The sequence below is a fragment of the uncultured Aquimarina sp. genome, assembly GCF_947492405.1.
Taxonomy (GTDB): domain Bacteria; phylum Bacteroidota; class Bacteroidia; order Flavobacteriales; family Flavobacteriaceae; genus Aquimarina.
In genome coordinates, this window is sequence record NZ_CANLMP010000002.1 from 319,252 (window position 1) to 331,301 (window position 12,050).

General features: G+C 34.4%; 9 protein-coding genes and 2 tRNA genes. 5 read left to right on the forward strand and 6 right to left on the reverse strand.

Going from position 1 to position 12,050, the window contains the following annotated elements:
* Positions 1 to 35: 35 nt before the first annotated feature.
* Positions 36 to 257 carry a hypothetical protein gene (locus tag Q0829_RS07785; RefSeq protein WP_298541615.1) on the reverse strand — a complete coding sequence of 74 codons (222 nt, stop codon included), beginning with the start codon at positions 255 to 257 and terminating at the stop codon, positions 36 to 38.
* 396 nt (positions 258 to 653) lie between these two features.
* Between Q0829_RS07785 and Q0829_RS07790 the strand changes: the two genes are divergently transcribed.
* Positions 654 to 1,223 carry a DUF427 domain-containing protein gene (locus tag Q0829_RS07790; protein ID WP_298541616.1) on the forward strand — a complete coding sequence of 190 codons (570 nt, stop codon included), beginning with the start codon at positions 654 to 656 and terminating at the stop codon, positions 1,221 to 1,223.
* Positions 1,224 to 1,294: 71 nt separating this feature from the next.
* Here the strand turns inward: Q0829_RS07790 and Q0829_RS07795 are convergent, their stop codons facing one another.
* On the reverse strand, positions 1,295 to 3,661 hold the full coding sequence (locus Q0829_RS07795; RefSeq protein ID WP_298541617.1) for a TonB-dependent receptor: 2,367 nt from the start codon (positions 3,659 to 3,661) through the stop codon (positions 1,295 to 1,297).
* Positions 3,662 to 3,874: 213 nt separating this feature from the next.
* Between Q0829_RS07795 and Q0829_RS07800 the strand changes: the two genes are divergently transcribed.
* Together Q0829_RS07800 and Q0829_RS07805 are read left to right on the forward strand one after the other, a co-directional pair.
* Positions 3,875 to 4,891, forward strand: coding sequence for a histidine kinase (locus tag Q0829_RS07800; protein WP_298541618.1), 1,017 nt, complete (start codon positions 3,875 to 3,877; stop codon positions 4,889 to 4,891).
* Positions 4,888 to 5,577 (forward strand): LytTR family DNA-binding domain-containing protein, encoded by a 690-nt coding sequence (locus tag Q0829_RS07805; protein ID WP_298541619.1) that lies wholly within the window; start codon positions 4,888 to 4,890, stop codon positions 5,575 to 5,577. Before Q0829_RS07800 ends, Q0829_RS07805 begins: the two co-directional genes overlap by 4 nt.
* Before the next feature lie 106 nt (positions 5,578 to 5,683).
* Here the strand turns inward: Q0829_RS07805 and Q0829_RS07810 are convergent.
* The 3 genes from Q0829_RS07810 to mutS form a co-directional block, all read right to left on the reverse strand.
* Positions 5,684 to 5,767: transfer RNA gene (locus Q0829_RS07810), tRNA-Leu, on the reverse strand.
* Between the two features lie 17 nt (positions 5,768 to 5,784).
* Positions 5,785 to 5,856, reverse strand: a tRNA-Gly gene (locus Q0829_RS07815).
* Between the two features lie 204 nt (positions 5,857 to 6,060).
* Complete coding sequence (gene mutS / locus Q0829_RS07820) at positions 6,061 to 8,652, reverse strand: DNA mismatch repair protein MutS (RefSeq protein WP_298542770.1); 2,592 nt, start codon at positions 8,650 to 8,652, stop codon at positions 6,061 to 6,063.
* A gap of 282 nt (positions 8,653 to 8,934) precedes the next feature.
* Here mutS and Q0829_RS07825 point away from each other — a divergent pair, with 282 nt between their 5' ends.
* Both Q0829_RS07825 and Q0829_RS07830 read left to right on the forward strand, forming a co-directional pair.
* Positions 8,935 to 9,477 carry an RNA methyltransferase gene (locus Q0829_RS07825; protein WP_298542773.1) on the forward strand — a complete coding sequence of 181 codons (543 nt, stop codon included), beginning with the start codon at positions 8,935 to 8,937 and terminating at the stop codon, positions 9,475 to 9,477.
* A gap of 20 nt (positions 9,478 to 9,497) precedes the next feature.
* Positions 9,498 to 10,811 carry a dipeptidase gene (locus Q0829_RS07830; RefSeq protein ID WP_298541620.1) on the forward strand — a complete coding sequence of 438 codons (1,314 nt, stop codon included), beginning with the start codon at positions 9,498 to 9,500 and terminating at the stop codon, positions 10,809 to 10,811.
* A 1-nt stretch (position 10,812) separates the two neighbouring features.
* Here Q0829_RS07830 and folK read toward each other — a convergent pair whose 3' ends face one another.
* Positions 10,813 to 11,940: a 2-amino-4-hydroxy-6-hydroxymethyldihydropteridine diphosphokinase gene (folK, locus tag Q0829_RS07835; RefSeq protein WP_298541621.1), complete on the reverse strand. Its 1,128-nt coding sequence runs from the start codon at positions 11,938 to 11,940 to the stop codon at positions 10,813 to 10,815.
* Positions 11,941 to 12,050 lie beyond the last annotated feature (110 nt).

The window sequence follows — 12,050 nt, forward strand, 5'->3', positions numbered from 1 at the left end:
TCTAACATAATAAAATATACTCCAAAAAGTATCCCTTACTTCATGTAGTTAGATATATCTTCTGAAATGTTTTCTATCAAAGAAGCTTGTTCTTCACTATCTAATTGATTTACAATTTTGACCAAAAGAAGTACATAACTCGCAACATATTCACGCTTTTTATCATCATTTACATATTCCTTTCCATCCACAACGATAAAAGTAATTAGATTGCGTATAACCTGTCTTAAATCCGAAATATTTAACTCCTCTTTCATTATATCAACTTTAGACTTGTTCCTAAAATCTATATTGAAATTAACACTCTAACTTCCTAAAAATGAATATAAAACTTTATAAAAACGTGGATTTCCGATAAAAGGCATTTTTTATCGTTTTAGAGAATTATCCCAATATTGAACTGAAAAATAGCACTAATAATAACGGTTTATACTAAGCAAACAGCATTAAATCATTAGCTATACTTATAGGGGTTAATGAAGGAATTGTATCCTCATAAAAGATGTTTTCTCCCTAAAGAATATTTCCGATTTCATCAAACAATGATAATTATGCATAGAACGGAACGAGTTTAAAATAAGTATCTTCACTTATAATAAAAAAACAAACAAAAATAAAACTCAATAAACCTAATGACTATTTAGGATAAACCTATGAAACGAAAGGACAATAGAAAAACGAGTATAAATTGGCTAGAGAAAGCTCGTGAGAGCTGGAGCAATATAGGTAAGGAAAGACCTCCATTTGCAATAGCACCAAAAAAGGGTCAGCGATCCGTTTGGGATTTTCCTCGTCCACCAATTATTGAAAAAGTCAATAAACAAATAGTAGTGAATCATCAAGGTAAAAACATAGCAGATTCTCACAATTCTTTAGCTGTTTTAGAGACTGCTAGTCCACCAACATATTATATACCGAAATCTGATATTGAAATAAACAAATTGGTAAAAATACTTGGTAAGACCTCCATGTGTGAATGGAAAGGAAATGCAATTTATTGGACTTTGAAAACCTTGACTGACCAACCCATTGCTTGGTCCTATCCGAATCCTTTTTCAGAATTTTCAGCATTAAAAGATCATATAGCATTCTATCCTCAGCATCTTGAATGTTATATAGATGGAAAACAGGTTGAAGCACAAACGAGTAAATTTTATGCAGGATGGATTACTCCAGACTTAGTAGGACCTTTTAAAGGAGAAATGGGAACAGAACATTGGTAAGTTTATTGTTTTTAACAGAAAATCAAAAAATACTTAAACCAATACGTATATTGTAGTTTTTCTATCGTTGACTAACGTCTTCTCCCACCCGAATAAGTCATTGCCTCTCCTTTGCCAAAAGCATAACTTAGTCCAAAAGTAAAAAAGCGTCCGCGCTGTCCAAAATTGTACGTTTCAAAAGTGGGTTGGTTCACAAAACGTTCTTGAATTCTGGAAGCAAAGACATCACGAATACCAAGATTTGCCACTATTTTTCCCTTTAGGATTTTTTTGCGCATACCAATATCGAGGAAGGCAAAACCACTTTGCTCCCCTTGTACTGTTTCAAATCCTGAGCGGTAATTACCATTTAATTCTAAGTCAATATCTGCAGGCAAACTAATTTTCGAACCTAAGCGAGTGGACCATTGATTCCCCGTAAAGTCAAAACTCTGGCCTTCAAAAGTTCCTTTCCGATCAAAATAATTAAAATTGAAATCTCCGGTAAAAGTCAACCATTTTACAACATTATATTTCCCATTGGTTTCAAAACCTATAGAAGAATTTGTACCAATATTTTCCGGAGTAGTAAAATTCACATTATCTACAAAAGTCGATACTCGTTCTACTACATCTGTCGTATAGCGATGGTACAAACTGGAACTCATACTTGCCCTTCCTATTTTATAAATACTCGTTAATTCATAGGAATTAGTAAACTCCGGTTGTAATTCTGGATTTCCAGTTCGAATATTAAAATTATTTCGAATATTGAAAAAAGGATTTAAATCCCAAAGTCTAGGTCTGAATATACGTTTTGAGTAGCCAGCCTGCAATGAAAACTTCTCGCTAAACGTATAAGAGGTGTGAAAACTAGGAAAAAAATTGGTGAAATTTCGCGAGTTACCTTCATTAGTATTTGCTAATAAAGTTTCTAAATCCGTATTTTCTATACGCAGGCCTGCCTTGATTCCCCAAATCTTATTTTCATAAGCTATCGTTCCATAAATTCCCAATACCTTTTGATTCCACTCAAAGTCATTGGTCAGGTTTTCATTGATTACAAATTCTCCATCGATAAGATCCTCAACCTTAAAATCATTTCCTACATCGTTTATAACATATTGCGCTCCGGTCTCTATGGAACATTCTTTAGTTAATGGATTGGTGTAATCTGCTTTGAAGGTAAAATCTGCTTGCTGAAAATTAGTAGCAGTCCGTTGATTATTATCTACATCTTCTCCTTCTAAAGTAGTGTCTGTAAATAAAGAAGACTGATCTTTTCCGAAGAAACTCCCTAAAGCACTAAGCTGAAACGTATGATCTTTATTATTTTTAAATTGTTTTTTCCAATTAAACTCGTACTGCCATTTAGGGTTGGTAGCTTCAGTAGTTTCATCACGTACCCATCGAGAGACCAAAGTATTGCTTGCGTCCAAAAAACGAAAGTTAGTTTCAGAAGGCTGGTCTTCAATTTCGTAGGCAAAGTTTCCGGAGAGCGTAAAAACGTTGTATTTATTCAAATGGTAGTCTGTCCCCAACGTAATGTTGAAAAAAGTCTCATTTCTAAAGTTTTCTCCGTCACTAAAAATTACTTCCCCATTTTCAAGGTTTCGGTTGATCGCCTCATTATCTCTAGGCAGCGAACGATAACCTGCACCCATTTGAGTAAACAGATTAAATTTTTCAGTTCTTCGATTAAGGCTAGCTCCTATACTATGATTGTCAGGTATACCTGTATTAAGTGAAACAGAACCGTTCCAACCTTTTTTCTCTTCTTTTTTTAAGATAATATTCAAAATACCTGAAGTACCTGAGGCTTCATATTTGGCAGAAGGGTTGGTGATTACCTCGATACTTTGAATCATATCCGCTGTGATAGTTCCCAAAGCATTACTTGATTCATCGGCTAATACAGAAGGTTTTCCATTAATCAAGATTTGGACTCCACCAGCTCCTCGCAAACTTATCTCTCCTTCTATGTTCACATTAACTGATGGCACATTGTTAAGCACCTCTAATGCACTAGCTCCCGCGGTACTCAGATCTTTTCCTACGTTAAAAACACGTTTATCCAATTTAAACTCTGTCTTAGAAACTTCTCCTCTCACGACAACCTCATCCAGTGTTTGGCTATCTTGATATAACTTAATTGTATCTAAATAAACTTTATTATCTTTTATTTTAAAATCTCTAAGCTGAATGGTTTTAAATCCTATAAAACTTATTTCTACATAAAAATCTTTTTTTGTAGTCGTTATCTCGAATAAACCATCATCATTGGTGATAGCCCCAGCAATTGCAGCTTTAGAACCCGTATCATTCAAAACAACCGTGGCATACGGAATAGGTTGACCTGTTTCGGCTTCCACTAACGATCCGGAAACTAGTATTTCCTTATTTTGAGCACAAACGCCAATCGTAAAAAAGAATAGGATTAAAAGAAACCGTATGTTCATTATATTTTAATTATAATTTGATTACTCAAAGAAAAGCAGAAGAAAAGATTTATAAAAATACATTTGGGTAAACTACTATTGTAATCCTATAAACGACATTATTGTAATTGACCTCGATAGATCTGCCGTTTATAGTAATTATTAAGAGGATTACCTTTTAAATCTTATAGTTGAAGAAGCAAAAACTATATTTGTTATACAGCTTTCGATATTGTGAAAAAAATATTCTTAAATAAAGAGGTTTGGTTTCAGGTGATATTGCATATCGTGGTATTTACTTTTTATTCATTTGACCGTCGTAATCCTGAAATAAAACCTTATCAATATGTGTTCTTTTTGAATTTTGTAATTGCTGGTCTTATGGTGAATTACGTACTTCTTCCTAAATTTCTATATCCTGGAGCATATCTTAAGTTTGCATTCTATGTTGCATTGGTGGTGGTATGGGTAATTTTTGTGGAAGAAGTTATATTAGAAAAAATCTACTTCCCAGATACGCGTGGTGCTAGGTTTCTGGGCGTAGCATATAATCTTATGAGCACTTTGCCAACTTTATCGGTCCTAGCGGGATTCAAATTTGGTTGGGATGCCCTTATCAAACAAAAAGAGGTTAAAGAATTAAAAGATTCTGTAAAGGAAAGTGAACTCCAATTCTTGAAGTCACAAATTAATCCTCACTTCTTGTTCAATAATATGAATAATCTGTATTCATATGCTATCGAAAAATCCCCACGCACACCAGAGATCATCTTAGAATTATCAGGTGTTCTGCGTTATATGCTTTATGAGTGCAAGGCAAAATACGTTTCGCTTTCCAAAGAAGTGGAACAATTAGAAAATTTTATCAATCTTGGACGTTTGCAAATAGAAGGGCGTGGCACAGTTACTTTCTCGAAAAGTATCATCCAATCAAATTTTCGGATAGCTCCACTTATTTTGATCGCTTTTCTTGAGAACGCATTGAAACACGGGAGTTCTAGTCAAACGGGGGGTATAATCATTGTTGTGGATATCAAGATTACTGAAGACGGATTGCTTTATTTTACATGTTCGAACACTTATAAAACGCAAACCAACACAAACAATTTAGATAGCGGAATTGGCTTGGAAAATGTAAAAAAACGGCTTGCTATTATATATCCAAATGCACACACATTACAGATAAAGGCAAACGAAGAAACATATGAAGTTAAATTAACCATCGATCTAAAAAAGTCTCAGGAACAATGAAGTGTATCATCATAGAAGATCAACTACCAGCACAACGTATTTTAAAAAAATACATTGAAGATACAGGTTCGCTAACACTCATAGCAACTTTTACAGATGCTCTGGAAGCTATGGAAATGATGAAATTGACTAAAGTAGATGTGATTTTTTTAGATATTCATTTACCCAAGATATCAGGTATTGACTTTTTAAAAACACTATCCAATCCACCTCAGGTTATTCTCACAACTGCTTTCTCTGAGTACGCTCTAGAGAGTTATGAGTTTGATGTAGTGGATTATTTATTGAAACCATTTTCATTTCAGCGGTTTATTAAAGCTATTTCGAAGGTCCAGACCAAACAGCAAAACTTAATTCCGACTGCCGAGACCTCAGAAATAAATGAAGTATACATAAAAGTAGGCTACGACCTTGTTCGTGTTCTTATTGACGATATAACCTATATCGTATCTGATGCTGATTATACAGAACTTCACCTACAAAACAAAAAACACGTATCTTCTGAAAGACTTCGTTACTGGGAGGAAATTTTGCCTTCGAAAAAATTTATGAGGGTACATAAATCATACATCATCAACACCACAAAAATTGAGAGAGTATCTGCTAATCAAATTTATTTAATACATCAGAAAGCGATTCCTTTAGGAAGAGCTTATAAGAATAATTTTATGAGAAAATTCTTGTAAAAAGAGATTGATTGATATTGTATACTGCTTTAAAATGTTTTAACTCAAAACCGCCTCTTTAAAAACAAAAAAGCCTTCAAAATCAAAAGATTAAGAAGGCTTTAAGTACTCGGGACGGGACTTGAACCCGTACGTCCTAATGGACATTGGATTTTAAGTCCAACGTGTCTACCAATTCCACCACCCGAGCGTGGTATATTATCTCAGAGCGAAAGACGGGATTTGAACCCGCGACCCTCACCTTGGCAAGGTGATGCTCTACCCCTGAGCTACTTTCGCATTTTATAATTGCTAATCAAAGGTATCCATGTCTTATCATTATAAAAAAAATGAAGCGACCCATATCCGCCTCAGGCGGATGATGCTCTACCCCTGAGCTACTTTCGCAGTTATTTTAAGAACTTCGCAATGTGTTATTGCGGATGCAAATTTAAAACATTTCTAGTAATACCAAAGTCTTTTCTAAAAAAAGAATAAAAAACTTTACACTGTAGAAGCTTTCTTCCTGGTTAACATACGTTTAATCTCATTTAATTTCATCAAAGCCTCCACTGGTGTGAGTGTATCTATGTCAATATTTACAATTTCTTCCTTAATTTCTTCCAATAATGGGTCATCTAAATTAAAGAAACTTAATTGTAATTCATCTTCTTCTTGGATTCCCTTTATTTTATCAGTTAATTCTTCACTGCTATGGGATTTCTCTAATTTCTTCAGCATTTTATTAGCTCTATGCAACACTTGTTGAGGCATTCCTGCCATTTTAGCTACATGAATTCCAAAACTATGCTCACTTCCACCAGGAACTAGCTTACGCAGAAAAAGCACATTATCCTTTAATTCTTTTACAGCTACATTATAGTTTTTAATTCTATCAAAGGTCTCACACATTTCATTAAGCTCATGATAATGTGTTGCAAACAATGTTTTTGGTCTTACCGGATGTTCATGGAGGAACTCACTGATTGCCCAAGCTATCGAAATCCCATCATAAGTACTCGTTCCGCGACCAATCTCATCAAGCAACACTAAGCTTCTATCTGATATATTATTAAGAATATTTGCGGTTTCATTCATCTCTACCATAAAAGTAGACTCTCCCATAGAAATATTATCGCTGGCTCCTACTCTGGTAAATATTTTATCTACAGCTCCAATCTTTGCTTCATCTGCGGGAACAAAACTACCCATTTGCGCTAATAAAACGATTAATGCTGTTTGCCTTAATATCGCAGACTTACCACTCATATTTGGCCCTGTAATCATAATCATCTGCTGATCTTCTCTGTTTAAAGAAACATCATTGGCAATATATTGTTCACCTGGAGGCAATTGCTTTTCAATTACTGGATGACGTCCATTTTTAATTTCCAGATGATGAGAATCATCAATAACGGGACATGTGTATTTATTTTCTTTGGCTAACTGTGTAAATGAACACAAACAATCCAGTTGGCCAATTAAAGTAGCATTTAGTTGTACTGGCTTAATATATTCACTCATCCATACAATCAGATCACTAAACAATTGTTGTTCTAATGATAGTATTTTTTCTTCGGCACCAAGAATCTTAGCTTCATACTCTTTTAATTCTTCGGTAATATATCTCTCTGCATTAACTAATGTTTGCTTGCGTATCCATGTTTCAGGAACCTTATCTTTATGAGTGTTACGTACTTCGATATAATAGCCGAAAACATTATTAGAAGCTATTTTCAAAGAAGTAATACCAGTAGCTTCTGTTTCTCGTTCCAGCATTTTATCCAAGTAATCTTTCCCTGAAAAAGCTATAGAACGTAATTCATCCAACTCATCAAGATATCCGTCTGCTATCGTATTTCCTTTAAGAATATTTACAGGAGCCTCTTCATTAAGCGTTTCTTTGATTTTATTACGTAATAACTCACAATCGTGCAGCGTATCACCAATCACCTTTAACGCTTCATTATCACTATTTGTAGCTTGTGCTTTGATCGGCACTATAGCTTCCAGAGAATTCTTTAACTGAATAATTTCTCTGGGATTTACTTTTCCTGTAGCTACTTTAGAAATCAAACGCTCTATGTCTCCGATCTGCTTGATTTGATGTTGAATCTTCTGATGTAATACACTATCATCTATAAAATATTGTACTACTTCATGGCGTTTTTGAATACTTATAATATTTTTAAGCGGTAATGCCAACCAGCGTTTTAAGGTACGACCTCCCATTGGAGAGATTGTTTTATCAATTACATCTATTAATGTTACCGCATTGGCAGCATTCGGATTATACAATTCCAGATTGCGAATTGTAAAACGATCCATCCAGATATACTCATCTTCCGCAATACGTTGTATTGCCGTTATATGTTGTAATTTATGATGTTGTGTTTCTCCTAAATAATGAAGAATTACTCCTGCAGCAATAACTCCTTCCCGCAAATGATCAACTCCGAATCCTTTTAGAGAAGTAGTTTCAAAATGAGTATTCAGTGTCTCTTGTGCATAATCTGTTTTAAAGATCCAATCTTCCAAGAAAAAAGTATGAAAATCGTTTCCAAAATCATTCTGAAAAGCTTGTTTCTTTGGTTTAGGAATTAAAACTTCGCTAGGACTGAAATTACGAAGCAACTTATCCATTTGTGCCACATCCCCTTGTGCGGTTAGAAACTCTCCCGTAGAGACATCTAAAAAGGCAACACCTAATTCCTTTTTACCGTAATGTAAAGCGCAAAGAAAATTATTAGTCTTACTTTGTAAAACCTCATCATTTAAAGCAACTCCTGGAGTCACCAGTTCTGTTACTCCTCTTTTTACAATAGTTTTAGTTTGCTTTGGGTCTTCTAGCTGATCACAGATTGCAACTCGCTCTCCTGCCTTTACTAATTTAGGTAAATAGGTATTCAAAGAATGATGAGGAAACCCTGCCAAAGCTGTTTCATGCTCACTACCATTTCCTCTTTTGGTCTGAACAATATTAAGAATCGCTGCTGCTTTAATAGCGTCTTCGCCAAAAGTCTCATAAAAATCCCCTACTCTAAATAACAACAATGCATCAGGATATTTAGCCTTAATCGCATTGTATTGCTTCATTAACGGAGTCACTTTTTTTTCTTTTTTTGCTGCCAAAAGGATATGATTTTTCTACATTGGCTAAAGTAGGTATTCTTCATTTTTTTTTGAAACGTAGTTAAAAGGAGTTATTCATTTTTATTCACAATTTTTCATTAGAGATGTTAGTCTTTATAAGTTAGTGGTTAGTCATAAATAAAATGTCATCTCGGCGCAGGCTGAGATCCATTATACTCAACAAACTATTCTTTATTTTGGATTCTGACCTACGTCAGAATGACAATAAATGATATTTTTGCGGTAATGGAAAAGAGTAGAAAACTAAAAAATAGCGAACTTGATCGCAAAACAGTTGCAGAATTTAAAGAGGCAAAAAAAACTCCTTTGATCATTATTCTAGATAACATCAGAAGTCTTAATAACATCGGATCCGTATTTAGAACCGCTGATGCGTTTTTGGTCGAAAAAATATATCTCTGCGGTATCACTGCGACTCCACCGCACAAAGACATTCAGAAAACAGCACTTGGAGCTACTGAAACTGTAGATTGGGAATATGTAGAAAACACAATAGATGTTGTTACTAAACTTCAATCCGAAAACGTAAAAATCGTATCTATTGAACAAGCTGAAAATGCAACTTTGTTATATGATTTTCACCCGGTATCCGATCAAAGCTATGCGATTATTTTCGGAAATGAAGTAAAAGGTGTTCAACAAGAAGTAGTTTCTGCTAGTAACACCGTTATAGAAATTCCACAATACGGCAGCAAACATTCTTTAAATATTTCGGTTAGTGCTGGTGTCGTGATATGGGATTTGTTTTGTAAGTTTAAGGCTAACTAACTCAATTACTATTTTTCGCGATGAAATATATCTCCATAATACTAGTCATCTGTTTAACTTTAATAGGTTGTAATCAAAAAAAAGCGGCACCAAAAAAAGAAGAACCTATAACAGAGGATCAACTCATCATAAAGGCAAAAGAAATACATAAAAACGTTATTACACTAGATACTCATTGTGATATTAATATTAAAAATTTCACGGATTCCATTAATTACACACAAGATCTAAACTCTCAGATCACCTTACCAAAAATGAACAAAGGTGGATTAGATGTTGCCTGGTTTATTGTCTATACAGGACAGGATTCACTGACTACAGAAGGGTTTGACAAAGCTCATAAGATTGCTATGTCTAAATTTGATGCAATTCATAGATTAGTAGACTCCATTGCTCCAAATCAAATTGAATTAGCATTAACTTCTGAAGATGTTCGTAGAATTCATAAATCTGGCAAAAAAGTAGCTATGATTGGTATTGAAAATGGCTATCCGGTAGGAACGGACATCAATAACGTAAAAAAGTTTTACGATCTTGGAGGAAGATATATGTCGTTATCTCATAACGGACATAGCCAACTCTGTGATTCTAATACTGGCGAAGCTGATGATATATGGCTACATAATGGATTAAGTGATCTTGGAAAAGAAGTTGTGGCAGAAATGAATAAGTGGGGTATGATGATCGATGTATCACATCCGTCAAAAGAATCCATGCGCCAGATGATAGCGCTTTCTAAAGCTCCAATTATTGCTTCTCATTCTTCCGCAAGAGCCTTATGCGATCATAGTAGAAATCTAGATGATGAACAATTACAATGGTTAAAAGAAAATGGTGGTGTTGTACAAACAGTTGCTTTTACATCCTACTTAAACACTGAAAAATTCGAAAAGAGAGTTGTTAAAGAAGTAGAAATCGGAAAACAAATTGCCGATTCTATGGGAGTTACCTGGTTAGAGCGAGAAGAAGTAATGAAACTTAGTTCTGAAGAAAAAGAAACTTACTATGATTTTTTAGGAAAAATGGCTGCGATAAGACGCGCAAAAGTCAAAACAATGAACGACTTACCTCCTGCAGTTGATGTGGTAGATTTTGTAAATCATATTGATTATATGGTCGACAAAATTGGTATCGAACATGTAGGTATTAGTTCAGATTTTGATGGTGGTGGTGGAATCGAAGGATGGAGTGATGCTTCAGAAACCTTCAATGTGACCTTAGAATTAGTAAAACGCGGATATACTGAAGCACAGATAGAAAAACTTTGGAGTGGTAATTTACTTCGTGTTTTGGATGAAGTACAAAAAGTAGCCAGTGAGTTGCAAAAAGGGTAAACTATTCGATTAATTGATTTAATATCGAAATATAATCTCTGCGATTTTTCACAAAATCTAAATCTGATATATCAATAACTTTCACATTAAAATGTGATTGTGCTTTTATAAACTGCAGATATCCTTTATTAATTTTATCTAAATATTCTGCAGGAATTTTCTGTTCGTAATCACGCCCTCGTTTTTTTATATTTTCTAATAAACGCTCTGTATTTTGATACAAATAAACGTACAATCCCGGCTTTGGCAAATCTCTGTACATAATATCAAAAACTTTCTTGTAAAGCTTATACTCATCTTCTTGCAGCGTTACCTGGGCAAAAATCAATGATTTAAACACATCATAATCACTAACTACAAAATCTTTAAATAGATCCAATTGTCCGATATCATCCTGTAATCGCTGATATCGGTCAGCCAAAAACGACATTTCTAACGGAAAAGCATATCGTTCCATATCTTCATAAAACTTCGGCAAAAAAGGATTATCTGCGAAACGTTCTAACACCAACTTAGCATTAAACTCTTCTGCTATCAAATGCGCTAAACTTGTTTTACCAGCTCCAATATTACCTTCTATAGTAAGGTACTGAAAAGTCGACAAGGAATATTTTGCCTTAGGATTTAGCATAACTTCATTCAGTTTAGTCACCACGGATGTATCTGTAGTTTCTCCCAATAATTGATGCACAGTTCGATTTAATATAGGGTGTATTAATTCTCCTGCTATTTCTGCAAGAGGTTTCAATACGAATCTCCGATCTTGCATAGACGGATGCGGCACCGTTAACTTTTTAGTTTGGATGATTCCTTCCGAAGAAAAAACAACATCAAGATCTATCGTTCGTGCTTCATATCCCTCTGCATCCGTTCTGTTTCTTCCCAAGGAATTTTCGATTTCCAAAAGTCTCCCTAACACCTCTGAGGTAGAATAAAAAGTCTGCACATGAACGCATGCATTATAAAAATCATCACTACTAAAACCCCAGGCAGGAGTTTGATAAATACTAGAAAAACTTACTATATCACCAATAGTCTCATAAATTGCACACATAGCTTGTTGAAGATACTCCAGACGATTTCCGATATTACTTCCTAACGAAATATGTATATGATTAAATGTTTTCAAAAGTGAAAATTTATTTTTCTGATCAAAACTGTGTATTTTTAAGAGCAAATTAAGGAAAACAAAACCACTTCACCTTATTTTTGTGCGAAGTATTATGAACTAATTACATT